Below are 21,777 nucleotides of genomic sequence, written 5' to 3' on the forward strand. Positions count from 1 at the left end.
ATCATGGCGAAGCTCAGCCAGGACGACCTGCTCGCGCAGTTCGAGGAGATGACCCTCATCGAGCTCTCCGAGTTCGTGAAGGCCTTCGAGGAGAAGTTCGACGTCACCGCCGCCGCCCCGGCCGCCGTCGTGGCCGCCGCCCCGGGCGCCCCGGGTGCCGCTGCCCCGGCCGAGGAGGAGCAGGACGAGTTCGACGTCATCCTCACCGGTGCCGGCGACAAGAAGATCCAGGTCATCAAGGTCGTGCGTGAGCTGACCTCCCTGGGTCTGAAGGAGGCCAAGGACCTCGTGGACGGCGCCCCGAAGCCCGTTCTCGAGAAGGTCGCCAAGGACGCCGCCGAGAAGGCCGCCGAGTCCCTCAAGGGCGCCGGCGCCTCCGTCGAGGTCAAGTGACCTCTCGGCCCGCCGCCACACGCCGGTAGGACGTCCGGCGGCGCGGCCCGGTTCCAGCCAAGGGCGATCACCCGTTCGGGTGGTCGCCCTTCGGCGTTCCCGTCACGGCTACATTGTCTTACGGGGTTGTGGAGGTAGGGTGATCTTCGTTGCCTGTCGCCACGCCCTGTGACGATCTCGCCGGAGTGGGGGGCCTTGACGAACGGCACGCAGCGCGCAATTCTCAGGACGCGACGCCACATCGATCCAAAAGTCCGAGGCATGGATCGTCGGCGAAGCGGGCAGTATCGGTATGCGCATCGAGCGCGCGGGCTGCCGACAGGGCGGATGAAGACAACGAGGGGCGTGCCCCTCACCGGAGGGAGAGATTGGCACTGCCGGTCTCAGGAACTCGGCGCTGGACATCAGTGTGCCAAGTGGCTACACTGACCCTTTGCGCTGCCTGTTAGCTGCTCCCTGCCCGTCACCAGGGGCATACCTACCTTCGAGCACTACTGATGGAAACACCCTGACCAGGGATTTCATCCATGGGCTCTCGGTAGGACCGGTACGCGCGTAGTGAGTCCGAGCCCTCGGAAGGACCCCCTCTTGGCCGCCTCGCGCAACGCCTCGACTGCCAATACGAACAATGGCGCCAGCACTGCCCCGCTGCGCATCTCCTTTGCGAAGATCAGGGAGCCTCTCGAGGTTCCGAACCTCCTCGCGCTGCAGACCGAGAGCTTCGATTGGCTGCTCGGCAATGCCGCCTGGAAGGCTCGCGTCGAGGCTGCGCTGGACAGCGGTCAGGACGTCCCCACCAAGTCCGGTCTGGAAGAGATCTTCGAGGAGATCTCCCCGATCGAGGACTTCTCCGGGTCGATGTCCCTGACTTTCCGTGATCACCGTTTCGAGCCGCCGAAGAACTCGATCGACGAGTGCAAGGAGCGTGACTTCACCTACGCAGCTCCGCTCTTCGTCACGGCCGAGTTCACCAACAACGAGACCGGCGAGATCAAGTCCCAGACGGTCTTCATGGGCGACTTCCCGCTCATGACCGACAAGGGCACCTTCTGCATCAACGGCACCGAGCGTGTCGTCGTCTCGCAGCTGGTCCGCTCGCCGGGTGTCTACTTCGACTCCTCCATCGACAAGACGTCCGACAAGGACATCTTCTCCGTCAAGGTCATCCCCTCCCGGGGTGCCTGGCTGGAGATGGAGATCGACAAGCGCGACATGGTCGGCGTGCGCATCGACCGCAAGCGCAAGCAGTCCGTCACCGTTCTCCTGAAGGCTCTCGGCTGGACGACCGAGCAAATCCTGGAGGAGTTCGGCGAGTACGAGTCGATGCGCGCCACCCTGGAGAAGGACCACACCCAGGGCCAGGACGACGCGCTGCTCGACATCTACCGCAAGCTGCGTCCGGGCGAGCCCCCCACGCGTGAGGCCGCGCAGACGCTGCTCGAGAACCTCTACTTCAACCCGAAGCGCTACGACCTCGCGAAGGTCGGCCGCTACAAGGTCAACAAGAAGCTGGGTTCGGCCGCTCCGCTGGACGCGGGCGTCCTGACGGTCGAGGACGTCATCGCCTCGATCAAGTACCTGGTGAAGCTGCACGCCGGTGAGACCGAGACCGTCGGGGACAACGGCCAGTCCGTGGTCGTCGAGACCGACGACATCGACCACTTCGGCAACCGCCGTATCCGTAACGTCGGCGAGCTGATCCAGAACCAGGTCCGCACGGGTCTGGCCCGTATGGAGCGCGTCGTGCGTGAGCGCATGACGACTCAGGACGTCGAGGCGATCACGCCGCAGACCCTGATCAACATCCGGCCGGTCGTCGCCTCCATCAAGGAGTTCTTCGGCACCAGCCAGCTGTCGCAGTTCATGGACCAGACGAACCCGCTGTCGGGTCTGACCCACAAGCGCCGTCTGAACGCGCTCGGCCCCGGTGGTCTCTCCCGTGAGCGGGCGGGCTTCGAGGTCCGTGACGTGCACCCGTCGCACTACGGCCGCATGTGTCCGATCGAGACGCCCGAAGGCCCGAACATCGGTCTGATCGGCTCGCTCGCCTCGTACGGCCGGGTCAACGCGTTCGGTTTCATCGAGACCCCGTACCGCAAGGTCGTCGACGGTGTCGTCACCGACGACGTCGACTACCTGACCGCCGATGAAGAGGACCGCTTCGTCATCGCGCAGGCCAACGCCCCGCTGGCGGACGACCTGCGCTTCGCCGAGAACCGCGTCCTGGTCCGCCGCCGTGGCGGCGAGGTCGACTACATCCCCGGCGACGACGTCGACTACATGGACGTCTCGCCGCGCCAGATGGTGTCGGTCGCGACCGCGATGATCCCCTTCCTCGAGCACGACGACGCCAACCGCGCGCTCATGGGCTCGAACATGATGCGCCAGGCCGTGCCGCTGATCAAGGCGGAGTCCCCGCTGGTCGGCACCGGCATGGAGTACCGCTGCGCGGTCGACGCCGGCGACGTCATCAAGGCCGAGAAGGACGGTGTCGTCCAGGAGGTCTCCGCCGACTACGTGACGGTGGCCAACGACGACGGCACCTACACCACCTACCGGGTGGCCAAGTTCTCCCGCTCCAACCAGGGCACCTCCTTCAACCAGAAGGTCGTCGTGGACGAGGGTGCGCGGGTGATCGCCGGCCAGGTGCTGGCCGACGGCCCGTCCACCGAGGACGGCGAGATGGCGCTCGGCAAGAACCTCCTGGTGGCGTTCATGCCGTGGGAGGGCCACAACTACGAGGACGCGATCATCCTCAGCCAGCGTCTGGTGCAGGACGACGTCCTCTCCTCGATCCACATCGAGGAGCACGAGGTCGACGCCCGGGACACCAAGCTCGGCCCCGAGGAGATCACCCGGGATATCCCGAACGTCTCCGAGGAGGTCCTCGCCGACCTCGACGAGCGCGGCATCATCCGGATCGGTGCCGAGGTCGTCGCCGGCGACATCCTGGTCGGCAAGGTCACCCCGAAGGGTGAGACCGAGCTGACCCCGGAGGAGCGGCTGCTGCGCGCGATCTTCGGTGAGAAGGCCCGTGAGGTCCGTGACACCTCGCTGAAGGTGCCGCACGGTGAGATCGGCAAGGTCATCGGCGTCCGCGTCTTCGACCGCGAAGAGGGCGACGAGCTGCCGCCGGGCGTGAACCAGCTGGTCCGTGTCTACGTGGCGCAGAAGCGCAAGATCACCGACGGTGACAAGCTCGCCGGCCGTCACGGCAACAAGGGCGTCATCTCCAAGATCCTGCCGGTCGAGGACATGCCGTTCCTGGAGGACGGCACCCCGGTCGACATCATCCTCAACCCGCTGGGTGTCCCGTCCCGAATGAACCCGGGACAGGTCCTGGAGATCCACCTCGGCTGGCTGGCCTCCCGCGGCTGGAAGGTCGAAGGCTCCGAGGACTGGATGCAGCGGCTCCAGGCCATCGGCGCCGACGAGGTCCAGCCCGGCACCAACGTCGCGACCCCGGTCTTCGACGGCGCCCGCGAGGACGAGATCGCCGGTCTCTTCGACTCGACGATCCCGAACCGCGACGGCGACCGCCTGGTCCAGTCGTCCGGCAAGGCCCGGCTCTTCGACGGCCGCTCCGGTGAGCCGTTCCCGGAGCCGATCTCGGTCGGCTACATGTACATCCTCAAGCTGCACCACCTGGTGGACGACAAGCTGCACGCCCGGTCCACCGGTCCGTACTCGATGATCACCCAGCAGCCGCTGGGTGGTAAGGCTCAGTTCGGTGGCCAGCGCTTCGGCGAGATGGAGGTGTGGGCGCTGGAGGCTTACGGCGCCGCGTACGCCCTCCAGGAGCTGCTGACCATCAAGTCCGACGACGTGACCGGCCGCGTGAAGGTCTACGAGGCCATCGTCAAGGGCGAGAACATTCCCGAGCCCGGCATCCCCGAGTCCTTCAAGGTGCTCATCAAGGAGATGCAGTCCCTGTGCCTCAACGTGGAGGTGTTGTCGTCCGACGGCATGTCCATCGAGATGCGCGACACCGATGAGGACGTCTTCCGCGCTGCGGAGGAGCTCGGTATCGACCTGTCCCGGCGCGAGCCGAGCAGCGTCGAAGAGGTCTGACGGGTCTGGCCGGGGCGGTACGTACGCTCAGCCCCGGCCTCTCCCCGGACCCCCAGTCAGACCCGAAGACACGACCCTGAAAGAGGGATTGACGACAAGTGCTCGACGTCAACTTCTTCGACGAGCTGCGGATCGGCCTCGCCACCGCTGACGACATCCGTCAGTGGTCCCACGGTGAGGTCAAGAAGCCGGAGACCATCAACTACCGCACCCTCAAGCCCGAAAAGGACGGACTCTTCTGCGAGAAGATCTTCGGTCCGACCCGGGACTGGGAGTGCTACTGCGGCAAGTACAAGCGCGTCCGGTTCAAGGGCATCATCTGTGAGCGGTGTGGCGTCGAGGTCACCCGCGCCAAGGTGCGCCGTGAGCGGATGGGCCACATTGAGCTGGCCGCTCCCGTCACCCACATCTGGTACTTCAAGGGCGTGCCCAGCCGTCTGGGCTACCTGCTCGACCTCGCCCCGAAGGACCTCGAGAAGGTCATCTACTTCGCCGCCTACATGATCACGTGGGTGGACGAGGAGCGCCGCACGCGCGACCTGCCCTCGCTGGAGGCCCATGTCTCCGTCGAGCGTCAGCAGATCGAGCAGCGCCGCGACGCCGACCTGGAGGCCCGCGCCAAGAAGCTCGAGGCGGACCTCGCCGAGCTCGAGGCCGAGGGTGCCAAGGCCGATGTGCGCCGTAAGGTGCGCGAGGGCGCCGAGCGCGAGATGAAGCAGCTTCGTGACCGCGCCCAGCGCGAGATCGACCGTCTCGACGAGGTGTGGAACCGCTTCAAGAACCTCAAGGTCCAGGACCTTGAGGGCGACGAGCTGCTCTACCGCGAGCTGCGTGACCGCTTCGGCACGTACTTCATGGGCGGCATGGGCGCCGCGGCGCTGCAGAAGCGCCTGGAGTCCTTCGACCTCGACGAGGAGGCCGAGAAGCTCCGCGAGATCATCCGGACCGGCAAGGGCCAGAAGAAGACCCGTGCGCTCAAGCGCCTCAAGGTCGTCTCCGCCTTCCTGCAGACCCGCAACAGCCCCAACGGCATGGTGCTGGACTGCGTCCCGGTGATCCCGCCGGACCTGCGTCCGATGGTGCAGCTGGACGGTGGCCGCTTCGCGACCTCCGACCTGAACGACCTGTACCGCCGTGTGATCAACCGGAACAACCGCCTCAAGCGTCTCCTTGACCTCGGTGCCCCCGAGATCATCGTGAACAACGAGAAGCGGATGCTGCAGGAGGCCGTCGACGCGCTGTTCGACAACGGCCGCCGCGGCCGCCCGGTGACCGGGCCCGGTAACCGTCCGCTGAAGTCCCTCAGCGACATGCTGAAGGGTAAGCAGGGCCGGTTCCGTCAGAACCTGCTCGGTAAGCGTGTCGACTACTCGGCCCGTTCGGTCATCGTCGTCGGCCCGCAGCTCAAGCTGCACCAGTGCGGTCTGCCCAAGGCCATGGCGCTGGAGCTCTTCAAGCCGTTCGTGATGAAGCGCCTGGTGGACCTGAACCACGCGCAGAACATCAAGTCGGCCAAGCGCATGGTCGAGCGCGGCCGCACGGTCGTGTACGACGTGCTCGAAGAGGTCATCGCCGAGCACCCGGTGCTGCTGAACCGTGCGCCGACCCTGCACCGCCTCGGCATCCAGGCCTTCGAGCCGCAGCTGGTCGAGGGCAAGGCCATTCAGATCCACCCGCTCGTCTGCACCGCGTTCAACGCGGACTTCGACGGTGACCAGATGGCCGTGCACCTGCCGCTGTCCGCGGAGGCGCAGGCCGAGGCCCGCATCCTGATGCTGTCCTCGAACAACATCCTGAAGCCGGCCGACGGCCGGCCGGTGACCATGCCGACCCAGGACATGGTGCTGGGCCTGTTCTTCCTCACCACCGACGAGGAGGAGCGCGAGGTCAAGGGCGAGGGCCGGTTCTTCGGCTCGGCCGCCGAGGCGACCATGGCGTTCGACGCCCGGGAGCTCTCGCTCCAGGCGAAGATCGACATCCGCTTCCCGATCGGCACCGTCCCGCCGCGCGGCTGGACCCCGCCGGTTCCGGAGGCAGGGGACGACGGCGTCGGGGGAGGGGCCTGGCAGCCTGGTGACAGCTTCCGGCTGCGCACCACGCTGGGCCGCGCGCTCTTCAACGAGCTGCTGCCCGAGGACTACCCGTTCGTCGACTACTCGGTGGGCAAGAAGCAGCTCTCCGAGATCGTCAACGACCTCGCCGAGCGCTACCCCAAGGTCATCGTCGCGGCGACGCTGGACAACCTGAAGGCGGCCGGTTTCCACTGGGCCACCCGCTCCGGTGTCACCGTCGCCATCTCCGACATCGTCGTGCCCGAGGCCAAGAAGGCCATCATCACGGGCTACGAGGCGCAGGACGAGAAGGTCCAGAAGCAGTACGAGCGTGGTCTGATCACCAAGGACGAGCGCACTCAGGAACTGATCGCGATCTGGACCAAGGCGACCAACGAGGTCGCCGAGGCGATGAACGCGAACTTCCCGAAGACCAACCCGATCTTCATGATGGTCGACTCGGGCGCGCGCGGAAACATGATGCAGATGCGTCAGATCGCCGGTATGCGTGGTCTGGTGTCCAACGCGAAGAACGAGACCATCCCGCGGCCCATCAAGGCGTCGTTCCGTGAGGGTCTCTCCGTGCTGGAGTACTTCATCTCCACCCACGGTGCCCGTAAGGGTCTCGCCGACACCGCCCTGCGTACCGCCGACTCGGGTTACCTGACCCGACGTCTGGTGGACGTCTCCCAGGACGTGATCATCCGCGAGGAGGACTGCGGTACCGACCGCGGCCTCAAGCTCGTGATCGCGTCCAAGGGTGCGGACGGCGTGCTGCGCAAGGCGGAGGACGCCGAGACCAGCGTGTACGCGCGCTGCCTCGCCGAGGACATCGTCGTCGACGGCAAGGTCCTGGGCCCGGCCGGCACCGACCTGGGCGATGTGCTCATCGACGAGCTGGTCCGCCACGGCGTGGAGACGGTCAAGACCCGTTCGGTGCTCACCTGCGAGTCCGCCGTCGGCACCTGCGCCATGTGCTACGGCCGCTCGCTGGCGACCGGCAAGCTGGTGGACATCGGCGAGGCGGTCGGCATCATCGCCGCCCAGTCCATCGGTGAGCCCGGCACCCAGCTGACGATGCGTACCTTCCACACCGGTGGTGTGGCCGGTGACGACATCACCCAGGGTCTGCCGCGTGTCGTCGAGCTCTTCGAGGCCCGTACGCCCAAGGGTGTGGCCCCGATCTCGGAGGCGGCCGGCCGCGTCCGGATCGAGGAGACCGAGAAGACCAAGAAGCTCGTCGTCACCCCGGACGACGGCTCCGACGAGACCGCCTTCGGCGTCTCCAAGCGAGCCCGTCTCCTGGTGGGCGAGGGCGACCGCGTCGACGTCGGCCAGCCACTGACCGTGGGTGCCGTCAACCCGCACGACGTGCTGCGCATCCTCGGCCAGCGCGCCGTCCAGGTGCACCTGGTGGGCGAGGTCCAGAAGGTCTACAACTCGCAGGGTGTGTCGATCCACGACAAGCACATCGAGATCATCATCCGGCAGATGCTGCGCCGGGTGACGATCATCGAGTCCGGCGACGCCGAGCTGCTGCCGGGCGAGCTCGTGGAGCGCTCGCGCTTCGAGTCGGAGAACCGTCGTGTGGTCCAGGAAGGCGGCCACCCGGCCTCCGGCCGTCCGCAGCTGATGGGTATCACCAAGGCCTCGCTGGCGACCGAGTCCTGGCTGTCGGCGGCGTCCTTCCAGGAGACGACCCGGGTGCTCACCGACGCGGCGATCAACGCCAAGTCGGACTCCCTGATCGGCCTCAAGGAGAACGTGATCATCGGTAAGCTCATCCCGGCCGGTACGGGCCTGTCCCGCTACCGCAACATCCGGGTCGAGCCGACCGAGGAGGCGAAGGCCGCGATGTACTCGGCCGTCGGTTACGACGACATCGACTACTCGCCCTTCGGCACGGGCTCCGGCCAGGCGGTTCCGCTGGAGGACTACGACTACGGTCCGTACAACCAGTAGGTCCCGATCCGCTCGCAGGGCGGTCACCCCCATGGTGGGGTGGCCGCCCTACGGCGTTTCCGGACGGCTCGGCCGGGGGCGAAAGTCGAGTAGCCCATTTCCGGCGTGTCGGGGCGCTCTGCATTTGTTTTGACCGAAGTCGATGAGGTAGGTACGCTCAGACCTTGTGCCTGGGGTGTGCCCGGGTCCTTGCGTGTGCGCCCCCAGCCTTCGGCGGGGAGGTGCCTCAGCATGCGAGGGGCCGAGGTGTCGACACCAACAATCCGCACTCTCCGAACATTCGCAGAGGGCTGCGGTGCGCGACACACCCGACCGCGTGGGTCGGAGAAGCCTCAGGTTAGCTTTATCGAGATCGGCACACAGAAACCGGAGAAACGGTGCCTACGATCCAGCAGCTGGTCCGCAAGGGCCGGCAGGACAAGGTCGAGAAGAACAAGACCCCCGCCCTCGCGGGGTCGCCGCAGCGCCGTGGGACATGCACTCGCGTGTTCACCACGACGCCGAAGAAGCCGAACTCGGCGCTCCGCAAGGTCGCGCGTGTCCGGCTGAGCAGTGGGATCGAGGTCACCGCCTACGTCCCGGGTGAGGGGCACAACCTGCAGGAGCACTCCATCGTGCTCGTGCGCGGCGGTCGTGTGAAGGACCTGCCGGGTGTTCGTTACAAGATCATCCGCGGCTCCCTCGACACGCAGGGCGTCAAGAACCGCAAGCAGGCTCGCAGCCGCTACGGCGCCAAGAAGGAGAAGTAAGAATGCCTCGTAAGGGTCCCGCCCCGAAGCGCCCGGTCATCATCGACCCGGTTTACAACTCTCCTCTGGTGACGTCCCTCATCAACAAGGTGCTGCTGAACGGCAAGCGCTCCACCGCCGAGCGCATTGTCTACGGCGCCATGGAGGGCCTGCGCGACAAGTCCGGCAACGACCCGGTCATCACGCTCAAGCGCGCCCTGGAGAACGTGAAGCCGACCCTCGAGGTCCGCTCCCGTCGTGTCGGTGGCGCCACCTACCAGGTGCCGGTCGAGGTCCGTCCCGGCCGCTCCTCCACCCTCGCCCTGCGCTGGCTCGTGGGCTACTCGCGCGCCCGTCGTGAGAAGACCATGACCGAGCGGCTCATGAACGAGCTTCTGGACGCCAGCAATGGTCTGGGCGCCTCCGTCAAGCGGCGTGAGGACACCCACAAGATGGCCGAGTCCAACAAGGCCTTCGCGCACTACCGCTGGTAGTCGCTACCCCATCGAGAACCGAGAGAAGACTGAGCCATATGGCCACCACTTCACTTGACCTGGCCAAGGTCCGCAACATCGGGATCATGGCCCACATCGACGCGGGCAAGACGACCACCACCGAGCGGATCCTGTTCTACACCGGCGTGAGCTACAAGATCGGTGAAGTTCACGACGGCGCTGCCACCATGGACTGGATGGAGCAGGAGCAGGAGCGCGGCATCACGATCACGTCGGCCGCGACGACCTGTCACTGGCCGCTTGAGGACGTCGATCACACCATCAACATCATCGACACCCCGGGCCACGTCGACTTCACCGTCGAGGTGGAGCGTTCGCTGCGCGTGCTCGACGGTGCGGTGACCGTGTTCGATGGCGTCGCCGGTGTGGAGCCGCAGTCCGAGACGGTGTGGCGTCAGGCGGACCGCTACGGCGTTCCGCGTATCTGCTTCGTCAACAAGCTCGACCGCACCGGTGCCGAGTTCCACCGCTGCGTCGACATGATCACGGACCGCCTGGGCGCGGTGCCGATCGTCATGCAGCTGCCGATCGGCACCGAGGCCGACTTCAAGGGCGTCGTCGACCTCGTCACCATGAAGGCGCTGGTCTGGTCCGCCGAGGCGACCAAGGGCGAGATGTACGACACCGTCGACATCCCGGACACCCACACCGAGGCCGCCGACGAGTGGCGCGGCAAGCTGCTCGAGACCGTCGCCGAGAACGACGAAGAGATGATGGAGCTGTACCTGGAGGGCCAGGAGCCCACCGTGGAGCAGCTTTACGCGGCGATCCGCCGCATCACCATCGCCTCTGGCAAGGGTGACGGCACCACCGTCACTCCGGTGTTCTGTGGCACCGCGTTCAAGAACAAGGGCGTGCAGCCCCTGCTCGACGCCGTGGTCCGCTACCTGCCGTCGCCGATCGACATCGAGGCGATCGAGGGCCACTCGGTCAAGGACCCCGACGAGGTCATCAAGCGCCGTCCCTCCGAGGACGAGCCGCTGTCCGCGCTGGCGTTCAAGATCGCGAGTGACCCGCACCTCGGCAAGCTCACCTTCATCCGGGTCTACTCGGGCCGCATGACGGCCGGCACTCAGGTGCTGAACTCCGTCAAGGGCAAGAAGGAGCGCATCGGCAAGATCTACCGGATGCACGCGAACAAGCGTGAGGAGATCGAGTCGGTGGGTGCCGGCGACATCGTCGCCGTCATGGGTCTGAAGCAGACCACCACCGGTGAGACCCTCTCCGATTCGTCGAACCCGGTGATCCTGGAGTCCATGGACTTCCCGGCCCCGGTCATCGAGGTGGCCATCGAGCCGAAGTCCAAGGGCGACCAGGAGAAGCTCGCCGTCGCGATCCAGCGGCTTGCCGAGGAGGACCCGTCCTTCCGCGTCAAGACCGACGAGGAGACCGGCCAGACGATCATCTCCGGCATGGGCGAGCTGCACCTGGACGTGCTGGTCGACCGTATGCGCCGCGAGTTCAAGGTCGAGGCCAACGTCGGTAAGCCGCAGGTGGCCTACCGCGAGACGCTGCGCAAGGCGGTCGAGCGGTACGACTACACGCACAAGAAGCAGACTGGTGGTTCCGGCCAGTTCGCGAAGGTGCAGATCGCGCTGGCGCCGCTCGAGGGCGACGGCTACGAGTTCGAGAACAAGGTCACCGGTGGCCGCATCCCGCGGGAGTACATCCCGTCCGTGGACGCGGGCTGCCAGGAGGCCATGGAGTTCGGCGTGCTCGCGGGCTACCCGCTGACCGGTGTGAAGGTCACCCTGCTCGACGGTGGCTACCACGAGGTCGACTCGTCCGAGATGGCGTTCAAGATCGCCGGTTCGATGGCCTTCAAGGAGGCTGCCCGCAAGGCCAGCCCGGCCCTGCTCGAGCCGATGATGAAGGTCGAGGTCACCACGCCCGAGGACTACATGGGTGACGTGATCGGCGACATCAACTCCCGTCGCGGGCAGATCCAGTCCATGGAGGACCGGAGCGGCGCCAAGCTGGTCACCGGCCTGGTTCCGCTGTCGGAGATGTTCGGCTACGTGGGCGACCTGCGCAGCAAGACGTCCGGCCGCGCCAGCTACTCCATGCAGTTCGACTCCTACGCCGAGGTTCCGCGGAACGTCGCCGAGGAGATCATCGCGAAGGCCAAGGGCGAGTAAGGCGGGTTCATCCGCTTTCCTCACCCTTTAGGCTGGAAGCACAAGGCATCGGGGCATTCGTCGTGGAGCGCGTCCACCGCGTTCCACGGCGGGACCCCTGGCGCCGGCCCCCAGACGAATACGGCGAAGGGCATCCCCCTCGGGGTCCTGGCCGGTTCGGTAAGAAAACCTGAACCCATCCGCAAAGCGTGGATGCGTTACAGAACCACTCCACAGGAGGACCCCAGTGGCGAAGGCGAAGTTCGAGCGGACTAAGCCGCACGTCAACATCGGCACCATCGGTCACATCGACCACGGTAAGACCACGCTTACCGCTGCGATCACCAAGGTGCTGCACGACGCGTACCCGGACCTGAACGAGGCCTCGGCCTTCGACCAGATCGACAAGGCTCCTGAGGAGCGCCAGCGCGGTATCACCATCTCCATCGCGCATGTCGAGTACCAGACCGAGTCGCGTCACTACGCGCACGTTGACTGCCCCGGTCACGCGGACTACATCAAGAACATGATCACCGGTGCCGCGCAGATGGACGGCGCCATCCTCGTGGTCGCCGCCACCGACGGCCCGATGCCGCAGACCAAGGAGCACGTGCTCCTGGCCCGCCAGGTCGGCGTGCCGTACATCGTTGTCGCCCTGAACAAGGCCGACATGGTGGACGACGAGGAGATCCTGGAGCTCGTCGAGCTCGAGGTCCGCGAGCTGCTCTCCGAGTACGAGTTCCCGGGCGACGACGTTCCGGTCGTCAAGGTCTCGGCGCTCAAGGCGCTCGAGGGTGACGCCGAGTGGGGCAAGTCCGTCCTCGACCTGATGAAGGCCGTCGACGAGTCGATCCCGCAGCCCGAGCGCGACGTCGACAAGCCGTTCCTGATGCCGATCGAGGACGTCTTCACCATCACCGGTCGCGGTACGGTCGTCACCGGCCGTATCGAGCGCGGTGTGCTGAAGGTCAACGAGAACGTCGACATCATCGGCATCAAGCAGGAGAAGACCTCGACCACCGTCACCGGTATCGAGATGTTCCGCAAGCTGCTCGATGAGGGCCAGGCCGGTGAGAACGTCGGTCTGCTGCTCCGCGGCATCAAGCGCGAGGACGTCGAGCGCGGCCAGGTCATCATCAAGCCGGGTTCGGTCACTCCGCACACCGAGTTCGAGGCCCAGGCGTACATCCTGTCCAAGGACGAGGGTGGCCGCCACACGCCGTTCTTCAACAACTACCGTCCGCAGTTCTACTTCCGTACCACGGACGTGACGGGCGTTGTGACCCTCCCCGAGGGCACCGAGATGGTCATGCCGGGCGACAACACCGAGATGTCCGTCTCGCTGATCCAGCCGGTCGCCATGGAGGAGGGCCTGAAGTTCGCCATCCGTGAGGGTGGCCGGACCGTCGGCGCCGGCCAGGTCACCAAGATCAACAAGTGACCTGACGCTCCCCGGAGCAAAGAGCCCCATTCGCCACTGGCGGGTGGGGCTCTTTCGTATGTGGGTACCCGGCCGTCCACATCGAAGCCGCGTTCGACTTCGGGAGCGAACAGATGATGACAAATGGCAAGATCACGGTCGCGATCGTGGGAGGCTACCTCCTCGGGCGCACCAAGAAGGCGAAACTCGCCTTCGGGCTGGGCATGTTGCTGGCCGGTAAGAAGATCACCCTGGATCCGCAGCAGCTGAAGAAGTCCCTCGCCGGGATGCCGCTGCTGAGCGGCCTCAACGGACAGGTGCGGCAGGAACTCGTCGACGCCACCCGGCAGGCCGCGACCAAGGCCGTGTCCGACCGGGTGGGCGGCCTCGCCGATTCGCTGCATGAGCGCACCGCGTTGCTGCGCGGTGAGAGCGAGGAGGAGCGGGGCGAGGGCGAGGACGCCCGGGACGAGGACGCCCGGGACGACCGCGCCGAGGACGAGGAGCCCGCCCAGACGGAGGATGCTGACGCGGAATCCGAGCCGAAGCGGAAACCGAGGCCGCCGAAGCTTCCCCGCAAGGCGGCGGCCAAGGACCCGGCCCGCCCGGTGAAGAAGACCGCCGCCGCGGGTGCCGACCGGGCCAAGAAGACCGCCAGGACCGCGGGGGGCCGCAATGGCTGACACGCTGGGCAAGCTCAAGGACGACATCGTCAGGAACCCGGCCACCGACCGTCTCAAGGACGAGCTGCGCCACTACGTCCAGGCGCGGGCGACGCATGCGATCTCCGGCCTCGGCACCGGCCTTGCCAAGGGCGCGCAGTCCTTCGCCGAGGGCAAGTCGCCTGGGCAGGCGCTGATGAAGGCCGGCTCGTCCCAGCTGAAGGATTCACTCAAGGAGTCGCTGAAGGAGAAGGTCAAGGGCGCCTTCGGCATCGGCAAGGGCCGGGGCAGGAGCGGAGGCGGCAAGTCGAAGAGCGTGACGGTCGTCGAGGACATCGACGTCGGGGTGCCGGTCCGGGAGGCGTACGACCAGTGGACCCAGTTCCAGGAGTTCAGCACCTTCGCCAAGGGAGTCGTCAGCGTCGAGAAGGCCGACGACACCAGCAGCAACTGGAAGGTGAAGGTGGCCAAGTCCACCCGTAGCTGGCGGGCGAACGTCACCGAGCAGGTGCCCGATGAGCGGATCACCTGGACCACCGAGGGTGCGAAGGGCACCGTCAAGGGCGTCGTCACCTTTCATCCGCTCGGCGACAACCTCACCCGCGTGCTGCTGGTCCTGGAGTACTTCCCCAAGGGCCTCTTCGAGAAGACCGGCAACATCTGGCGGGCCCAGGGCCGACGGGCGCGCCTCGACCTGAAGCTCTACCGCAAGTTCATCATGATGCGCGGCGAGGCCACGGACGGCTGGCGCGGCGAGATCCGGGACGGCGAGGTCGTGCTCGATCACGAGACGGCCGTGGAGGAGGAAGAGCGCGACAAGGCCGAGGCCGAGGACGAGGACGAGGCCGGGGGAGAAGCCGATGAGCCGCGGTCCGAGTCCGGCGACGAGGGCGAAGTCGAAGGCGACGCCGGGGAAGAGCGCGCGGACGAGGCGGAGGACGCGTACGAGTACGAGGACGACGCGTCCGTGGACGCGGATGCGGACGAGGCGCCGGAGGAGGAGTACGAAGAGGAGCCCGAAGACGCCGAGTCCGAGCCGGAATCCGGTTTCGAGGAGGACGAGGAGGAGCCGGAGGACGCCGAGGCGTACGAGGAGTCCGAACAGCCTGAAGAGCCCGAAGAGGCCGAGGAACCCGAGGCCGCCCGCCCCCGGCGGCGCGCCGCCGCGGCCCGGCGCTGAGCGCGCACACCAACGCGCCCCCGGCCGAGAGCCGGACATGACGGGGCCCCACCCGGACCGGAGACGGCGGGTGGGGCCCCGTCATGCCGTACGGCGGGAAGGTCTGCCGCACACGGAGCGGGAAGGCCGCACCGGGGACGCGGATCGGGGTGGCCGTTCATGGGCGCCGCACTGGGACACGGACCGAGGATTGCTGCACCGGGCACGCGGGCCTGGGCAGCCGCCTAGCGCTGCCCAGGGGCGCTGCCCAGGGGCGCTGCCCAGGGGCGCTGCCCAGGGGCGCTGCCCAGGGGCGCTGCCCAGGGGCGCTGCCCAGGGGCGCTGCCCAGGGGCGCTGCCCAGGGGCGCTGCCCAGGGGCGCTGCCCAGGGGCGCTGCCCAGGGGCGCCGCCCGGGGAATGAGTCACCGGGGATGCGGACGGGGGACGTGCACCGGGGATGCCGCCCAGGGGAGTGCCGCAGGAGGGGACGGCTATGGGTGTGCGATGCCAGGCGGGCGGCCTGGGAGGTGCCGTACGGGGAGATGGCCAGGAGGCGCGGCGCCAGGGACGTCGCCAGGGGCGCGCGGCACTAGGCATGCGGCCAGGAGCGCGCGGCACCAGGCATGTGGTCAGGGGCGAGCGGCGCCAGGCATGCCGCCAGGGGCGAGCGGCACCAGGCACGCTGCCACGAGGCGCCGCACCAGGCGCGCCGCCACGAGGGCGCCACGGGGCGTGGGCCGGGCGTGGGCCGGGGACGGTGTCCCCGGTCCCGGCGCACCCGGTGGTGGGCCGGGCCGTCAGGCCCGTGATGTGGGGCGTGGGCGCCAGATCCATGGGGTGGCGTCCGGGGCCAGGCCCACCACGCAGACGCCCTGGTGGCCGTCGTCCGCCAGCAGCGCCGGGGCGCCGACCGGGATCAGGTGGCCGGGGGAGCGCAGGGGCCTGGCGTCCGGGCCGGTGCCGTACTGGACCTGGACCTCCCCGCCCAGGTCGCGGCCGACCAGCAGCAGCGTCTTCGCCTCGCGGCGGCCGGACGGTTCGGCCACGGTGTGCGCGGCGATCGCCCCGTAGCCCTCGAAGTGCCGCACCGTGAGCGAGGTGTCGTTGCCGTGGACGGCGGGCACGGTGGCCGCGGGGGTGCGGTAGACCAGCGCGAGCGAGCCGTCGGGGGCCACCGCGGCGCCCAGTGGATCCCCGCCGGGGCGCGGCAGACCGGTCGGCGGGCGCAGGGCGACCGGGCCACCGGCCCACTCCTGGGCCCAGTGGTGGACGGTGTCGCGACCGGGGGCGAGGACATGGACCCGCCCCTCCGCGTCCAGCAGCGCGGTCAGCCCGTCCTGGATCTCGGGGCCGCCGAGCCGCTGCCAGGGACTCCAGTGGCCGCTCCCGTCCCGTACGCGGGTGGCCAGGCCCTTGTCCGCGGTGCGTACGAAGAGGTGGACCCGGCCGTCGGGGGTGGCGACCGCCGCCGGGCAGCCGACCCGGCGGCCGTGTTCGGTGCTGGTCTCGGGGGTGCCGAGCCCGGTCCAGGCGCGGAACGGGCCGTCCGGGCGGCGCTGTTCCAGTACCACGATCTCGCGCAGGTCGGCCGCGCCTTGGCCCCCCAGCGCCGCGAACCGCAGGGCGAACAGCACCTGCCGCCCCGCGCTGTCCCGCACCGCGGCGAGCGCCGGGGCGAGCGGTCCGCCGCCGAGCCCCAGCGGCGCCCCGAACCGGCCGCTGCCGGGTGCTGTCTCGCGCCACCGCACGGCCTGGGCGCCGAGCACGCCGTACGCCACGAGCCGGCCCCGGGCGTCGGTGGTGGGGGCGGGCAGGGCGGTGGGGTAGCGGTAGTGGGTGGAGCGGATCCAGCCCTTGCGGTTCCGCAGCGGGCGCACACCGCCCTGGCTGTAGTCGCCGCAGCCGGCCGCGTTGCCGCAGTCCCAGTCCGGGGCGCCGCCGTAGGACTTGATCACCCGCGCCTTCCGGGCGAGCACCGCGGGCGGCAGATTGTGCGGCCAGCGCTGGTTGTAGTAGCCGCGGAACGCGGTGGTGGTGAAGCGCGGGGTGTGCTTGTCCCGCTGGGCGGACGCGGCCACCCACTGGGCGATCGCCTTCCAGGTGAACAGCGCGACCGGGGTGTGGTCGCGGTGGTCCGAGCACCCCGGCTGATCGTTGTCCTTGGGGTGCAGCACGTCGTGCACCTGGAAGTCGGGGTCCGGGTCCAGCGTGTGGATCAGCGTGGGCCGATAGCGGTCCATGATCTCGGCGAGCACGTCGACCAGCGTCTGATGGCCGTACGAACTCGGGTGCGGCACCGGGGAACCGGCGGCCAGGAGGGTGCTCATCACGGTGCCCGGGGTGCTCCACAGCGCGGGGATCCGTACGCCGCCCTCCGACAGCATCGCGATGTTGAGGAAGATCAGCCGGACCCTGCGGGCGCCGTTCGCGAGGGTGTTGGTCTCCGCGGTGACCCCGCCGGGCAGCCGCAGCACCGACCGCTGCCAGGGCGCGAACTGGTTCAGCCCGATCATCCGCGCGTACGCCTGCCGCAGCCCCTGATGGCGGGAGGCGGAGTAGGCGGCCTTGTCGGCGGGCGGGATCGGCGTCCCCGCCTGGTGGTTGATCCCCAGGGCCTCACCGGCCGTGACGTACACGCTCACCACCGGGACGCCGGAGCGCAGCACATGCTCGGTATCCGGGTTCATGAAGTACAGATCGTCGTCGGGGTGCGCCATGACCTGCAGCAGCAGTGCCTGCTTGTCGCCCACCGTCGAGGTGAAGGGCTCCGCCGCCCCGGGGGCACCGGCCCGCGCGGGCCCGGCGGGCACGGATGCCGTGCCGCGCGAGCCTCCACCCCCGCAACCGGCGACCCCGGCCGCTCCGGCCGCGGTGAGTGCCGCCAGCGCGGCCAGCGTCTGCCTGCGGGTGGTGCCCGTTCCCCGCACTGTCCATCGACTGTTCAATTTGGTGACCCTGTCACTTCGGCAGCGCGTAGTCTCCGGCTGCTCCGAGTGAAAGGACGGGCGATGATCTTGACAGGTTGTCCGATGGCCGGGAGGTATCGGTCACAGTCCGGACACATCGTCCTGCCGGTGGCGCGGCGCGGGTTTGGTCTCGCGCCTTCGGTGCCGTTGGCGGGCGAGGGGTCCGCGGGGCAGCTGGCCGCGGGTTTGCGGGCTCACTCGTAGGGGGTATGCTTCCCCGCTCCCTGATTGGCGTCGGCGGTGCCCGCTATGGCACACTGACCAGGTTGCTCGGTTGAGTGCCGATGCTGCGCGCCTCTCGCCGGGAGGACTGGAAGCGAGTCCCACGGTACTCGTCGCCCCTGATCAGGGGCGGAAGTACGGGAATCTTCCGGGAAGCGTCAGCGGGGCCCCAGCCAGGCACCCGGTGGGTGACTTTCTCCCCCAGCAACCCCCTTCACCAGGGATCTCCGCATGGAGATTTATGAGAAGGACTGCGACACGCCCGACCGCGTGGGTCGGAAGTGGGGTGGAGAGGGACGCGAACGCCACCGGGTCCCAGAGCGTTACGAGAGACAGGACTACGAAGTAGCCATGGCGGGACAGAAGATCCGCATCCGGCTCAAGGCCTACGACCACGAGGTCATCGACTCCTCGGCGAAGAAGATCGTCGAGACGGTGACCCGCACTGGTGCGTCGGTCGCGGGCCCGGTGCCGCTGCCCACAGAGAAGAACGTGTACTGCGTCATCAAGTCGCCGCACAAGTACAAGGACTCGCGCGAGCACTTCGAGATGCGTACGCACAAGCGCCTCATCGACATCCTCGACCCCACGCCGAAGACCGTCGACTCGCTGATGCGTCTCGACCTGCCGGCGGGCGTCGACATCGAGATCAAGCTCTGAGGTGACGCGCGAGATGGCTAAGCAGATCAAGGGCGTCCTGGGCGAGAAGCTCGGCATGACGCAGGTGTGGGACGAGAACAACCGTGTCGTCCCGGTCACTGTCGTCAAGGCCGGGCCGTGCGTCGTGACCCAGGTCCGCACCGATGACGCGGACGGCTACAGCGCCGTCCAGATCGCCTTCGGCGAGATCGACCCGCGCAAGGTGAACAAGCCCCTCAAGGGCCACTTCGCCAAGGCCGACGTCACCCCGCGCCGCCACCTGGTGGAGCTGCGTACCGCTGACGCCAGCGAGTACACGCTCGGCCAGGAGGTCACCGCCGAGGCGTTCGAGTCCGGTGTCAAGGTCGATGTGACCGGCACCAGCAAGGGCAAGGGCACCGCCGGTGTCATGAAGCGCCACGGCTTCGCCGGCCTCGGCGCCGGCCACGGCACCCAGCGCAAGCACCGCTCGCCTGGCTCCATCGGTGGCTGCGCCACCCCGGGCCGCGTGTTCAAGGGCCTGCGCATGGCCGGCCGCATGGGCAATGAGCGGGTCACCACCCAGAACCTGACCGTCCACGCCGTTGACGCGGAGAAGGGTCTGCTCCTGATCAAGGGAGCGGTTCCTGGTCCGAACGGCGGCCTCGTCCTGGTCCGTACCGCGGCCAAGGGGGCCTGAGGTAACCGATGAGCACCATTGACATCCTTTCGCCGGCAGGCGACAAGGCCGGGACCGTCGAGCTCCCCACGGAGATCTTCGACGCGCAGGTCAGCATTCCGCTGATCCACCAGGTCGTCGTCGCCCAGCTGGCCGCTGCCCGCCAGGGCACGCACAAGACCAAGACCCGCGGTGAGGTCCGGGGCGGTGGCAAGAAGCCCTACCGCCAGAAGGGCACCGGCCGCGCGCGCCAGGGCTCGACCCGCGCGCCGCAGTTCGCCGGCGGTGGCGTCGTGCACGGTCCCGTGCCGCGCGACTACAGCCAGCGCACCCCGAAGAAGATGAAGGCCGCCGCGCTGCGCGGTGCCCTCTCCGACCGGGCGCGCCACGAGCGGATCCACGTCGTGACCGGCGTGGTCGACGGCGACATCTCCACCAAGGCCGCGAAGACCCTGCTGGGCAAGATCAGCGAGCGCAAGAACCTGCTCCTGGTCGCCGAGCGGAGCGACGAGGCCGCGTGGCTGTCCGCCCGCAACCTGCCCCAGGTGCACATCCTGGAGCCGGGCCAGCTGAACACGTACGACGTGCTCGTCTCCGACGACGTGGTCTTCACCAAGGCCGCCTTCGAGTCCTTCGTGGCTGGTCCCAAGGCCGCTGAGAAGACCGAAGGGAGCGCCGCCTGATGAGTGAGGCGACCGCTGTCACCAGCAAGACCTTCACCGACCCCCGCGACATTCTCGTCAAGCCGGTGGTCTCGGAGAAGAGCTACGCGCTGCTCGACGAGAACAAGTACACGTTCATCGTCGCGCCCGGCGCCAACAAGACCCAGATCAAGCAGGCCGTCGAGGCGGTCTTCTCGGTCAAGGTCACCGGGGTCAACACGATCAACCGGCAGGGTAAGCGCAAGCGCACCAAGACCGGTTTCGGCAAGCGCAAGGACACCAAGCGCGCCATCGTGACCCTCGCCGAGGGCGACCGTATCGACATCTTCGGCGGCCCGGTCTCCTAACGGAGATCGGAACGTCCAGAAGTCCGGAATCTTCCGAGGACTGAGAAATGGGTATCCGCAAGTACAAGCCGACGACCCCGGGCCGTCGTGGCTCCAGCGTCGCCGACTTCGTCGAGATCACGCGGGACACGCCGGAGAAGTCGCTGGTCCGCCCGCTGCACAGCAAGGGTGGTCGTAACAACGCCGGCCGCATCACGGTCCGCCACCAGGGTGGCGGTCACAAGCGTGCGTACCGCGTGATCGACTTCCGCCGTCACGACAAGGACGGCGTCCCGGCGAAGGTCGCGCACATCGAATACGACCCCAACCGCACCGCGCGCATCGCGCTGCTGCACTACGCCGACGGCGAGAAGCGCTACATCCTCGCGCCGCGCGGCCTGACGCAGGGCGACCGGATCGAGAACGGCCCCGGCGCCGACATCAAGCCCGGTAACAACCTCTCGCTGCGCAACATCCCGGTTGGTACCACGCTCCACGCCATCGAGCTGCGGCCCGGCGGCGGCGCGAAGTTCGCCCGCTCCGCGGGTGCCTCCGTGCAGCTGCTGGCGAAGGAGGGCTCCATGGCCCACCTCCGCATGCCGTCCGGTGAGATCCGCCTGGTCGACGTCCGCTGCCGCGCCACTGTCGGCGAGGTCGGCAACGCCGAGCAGTCGAACATCAACTGGGGCAAGGCCGGCCGCATGCGCTGGAAGGGCGTCCGCCCGACCGTTCGTGGTGTGGTCATGAACCCCGTCGACCACCCGCACGGTGGTGGTGAGGGCAAGACCTCCGGTGGTCGCCACCCGGTCTCGCCGTGGGGTCAGAAGGAGGGCCGTACGCGCTCGCCGAAGAAGGCCAGCAACAAGTACATCGTCCGCCGCCGCAAGACGAACAAGAAGCGCTAGGAGCGGGTTTAGATGCCGCGCAGTCTCAAGAAGGGGCCCTTCGTCGACGACCACCTGATCAAGAAGGTGGATGTCCAGAACGAAGCCGGCACCAAGAACGTCATCAAGACCTGGTCCCGCCGCTCGATGATCGTCCCGGCCATGCTCGGCCACACGATCGCGGTGCACGACGGCCGCAAGCACGTCCCGGTGTTCGTCACCGAGTCGATGGTCGGCCACAAGCTCGGCGAATTCGCGCCGACCCGCACCTTCCGCGGCCACGAGAAGGACGACCGTAAGTCGCGTCGTCGCTGATCGGCGGAACAGACTCATGACAGACA

The 21,777-nt window shown here is 68.0% G+C and carries 16 protein-coding genes; 15 read left to right on the forward strand and 1 reads right to left on the reverse strand.

What is annotated here, in order from left to right; translation table 11 throughout:
* The first annotated feature begins 3 nt into the window (after positions 1 to 3).
* The 9 genes from rplL to CGL27_RS27725 all read left to right on the forward strand — a co-directional run bounded on the left by rplL (position 4) and on the right by CGL27_RS27725 (position 15,099).
* Positions 4 to 393 carry a 50S ribosomal protein L7/L12 gene (rplL, locus tag CGL27_RS27680; RefSeq protein ID WP_014054150.1) on the forward strand — a complete coding sequence of 130 codons (390 nt, stop codon included), beginning with the start codon at positions 4 to 6 and terminating at the stop codon, positions 391 to 393.
* Between the two features lie 588 nt (positions 394 to 981).
* Positions 982 to 4,464 carry a DNA-directed RNA polymerase subunit beta gene (gene rpoB, locus CGL27_RS27690; RefSeq protein ID WP_078642905.1) on the forward strand — a complete coding sequence of 1,161 codons (3,483 nt, stop codon included), beginning with the start codon at positions 982 to 984 and terminating at the stop codon, positions 4,462 to 4,464.
* Positions 4,465 to 4,562: 98 nt separating this feature from the next.
* Positions 4,563 to 8,477 (forward strand): DNA-directed RNA polymerase subunit beta', encoded by a 3,915-nt coding sequence (locus CGL27_RS27695; RefSeq protein ID WP_078642906.1) that lies wholly within the window; start codon positions 4,563 to 4,565, stop codon positions 8,475 to 8,477.
* A 377-nt stretch (positions 8,478 to 8,854) separates the two neighbouring features.
* Positions 8,855 to 9,226 (forward strand): 30S ribosomal protein S12, encoded by a 372-nt coding sequence (gene rpsL, locus CGL27_RS27700; protein ID WP_014054153.1) that lies wholly within the window; start codon positions 8,855 to 8,857, stop codon positions 9,224 to 9,226.
* Between the two features lie 2 nt (positions 9,227 to 9,228).
* Positions 9,229 to 9,699 carry a 30S ribosomal protein S7 gene (rpsG, locus tag CGL27_RS27705; RefSeq protein WP_078642907.1) on the forward strand — a complete coding sequence of 157 codons (471 nt, stop codon included), beginning with the start codon at positions 9,229 to 9,231 and terminating at the stop codon, positions 9,697 to 9,699.
* A gap of 38 nt (positions 9,700 to 9,737) precedes the next feature.
* On the forward strand, positions 9,738 to 11,858 hold the full coding sequence (gene fusA, locus CGL27_RS27710) for an elongation factor G (RefSeq protein WP_078642908.1): 2,121 nt from the start codon (positions 9,738 to 9,740) through the stop codon (positions 11,856 to 11,858).
* Positions 11,859 to 12,084: 226 nt separating this feature from the next.
* A complete protein-coding gene (tuf, locus tag CGL27_RS27715; protein WP_078642909.1) occupies positions 12,085 to 13,278 on the forward strand; it encodes an elongation factor Tu in 1,194 nt (397 codons plus the stop codon).
* 116 nt (positions 13,279 to 13,394) lie between these two features.
* Positions 13,395 to 13,940: a hypothetical protein gene (locus CGL27_RS27720; protein ID WP_240450650.1), complete on the forward strand. Its 546-nt coding sequence runs from the start codon at positions 13,395 to 13,397 to the stop codon at positions 13,938 to 13,940.
* Entirely contained in the window at positions 13,933 to 15,099 is a 1,167-nt protein-coding gene (locus CGL27_RS27725) for an SRPBCC family protein (protein WP_119990723.1), read from the forward strand. The genes CGL27_RS27720 and CGL27_RS27725 overlap by 8 nt, the downstream gene beginning before the upstream one ends.
* Before the next feature lie 777 nt (positions 15,100 to 15,876).
* Here CGL27_RS27725 and CGL27_RS27730 read toward each other — a convergent pair.
* The gene (locus tag CGL27_RS27730) at positions 15,877 to 18,024 is read right to left on the reverse strand and encodes a PIG-L family deacetylase (protein WP_240450651.1); all 2,148 of its coding nucleotides are present in this window, start codon (positions 18,022 to 18,024) and stop codon (positions 15,877 to 15,879) included.
* A gap of 594 nt (positions 18,025 to 18,618) precedes the next feature.
* On the opposite strand from CGL27_RS27730, the gene rpsJ reads away from it, so the two are divergent.
* The 6 genes from rpsJ to rpsS are packed head-to-tail and all read left to right on the forward strand — an operon-like array spanning position 18,619 to position 21,751.
* The gene (gene rpsJ, locus CGL27_RS27735) at positions 18,619 to 18,927 is read left to right on the forward strand and encodes a 30S ribosomal protein S10 (RefSeq protein WP_003948644.1); all 309 of its coding nucleotides are present in this window, start codon (positions 18,619 to 18,621) and stop codon (positions 18,925 to 18,927) included.
* 13 nt (positions 18,928 to 18,940) lie between these two features.
* Positions 18,941 to 19,585 carry a 50S ribosomal protein L3 gene (gene rplC / locus CGL27_RS27740; RefSeq protein ID WP_078647580.1) on the forward strand — a complete coding sequence of 215 codons (645 nt, stop codon included), beginning with the start codon at positions 18,941 to 18,943 and terminating at the stop codon, positions 19,583 to 19,585.
* 8 nt (positions 19,586 to 19,593) lie between these two features.
* Positions 19,594 to 20,247 (forward strand): 50S ribosomal protein L4, encoded by a 654-nt coding sequence (gene rplD / locus CGL27_RS27745; RefSeq protein WP_119990727.1) that lies wholly within the window; start codon positions 19,594 to 19,596, stop codon positions 20,245 to 20,247.
* Complete coding sequence (gene rplW / locus CGL27_RS27750; protein ID WP_078642914.1) at positions 20,247 to 20,573, forward strand: 50S ribosomal protein L23; 327 nt, start codon at positions 20,247 to 20,249, stop codon at positions 20,571 to 20,573. Before rplD ends, rplW begins: the two co-directional genes overlap by 1 nt.
* 47 nt (positions 20,574 to 20,620) lie before the next feature.
* On the forward strand, positions 20,621 to 21,457 hold the full coding sequence (rplB, locus tag CGL27_RS27755; protein WP_078642915.1) for a 50S ribosomal protein L2: 837 nt from the start codon (positions 20,621 to 20,623) through the stop codon (positions 21,455 to 21,457).
* A gap of 12 nt (positions 21,458 to 21,469) precedes the next feature.
* Positions 21,470 to 21,751: a 30S ribosomal protein S19 gene (gene rpsS, locus CGL27_RS27760; RefSeq protein WP_014178772.1), complete on the forward strand. Its 282-nt coding sequence runs from the start codon at positions 21,470 to 21,472 to the stop codon at positions 21,749 to 21,751.
* Positions 21,752 to 21,777 lie beyond the last annotated feature (26 nt).

Origin of the sequence: Streptomyces sp. 11-1-2, from assembly GCF_003595545.1 — a bacterium.
GTDB classification, from domain to species: Bacteria; Actinomycetota; Actinomycetes; order Streptomycetales; family Streptomycetaceae; genus Streptomyces; species Streptomyces hygroscopicus_B.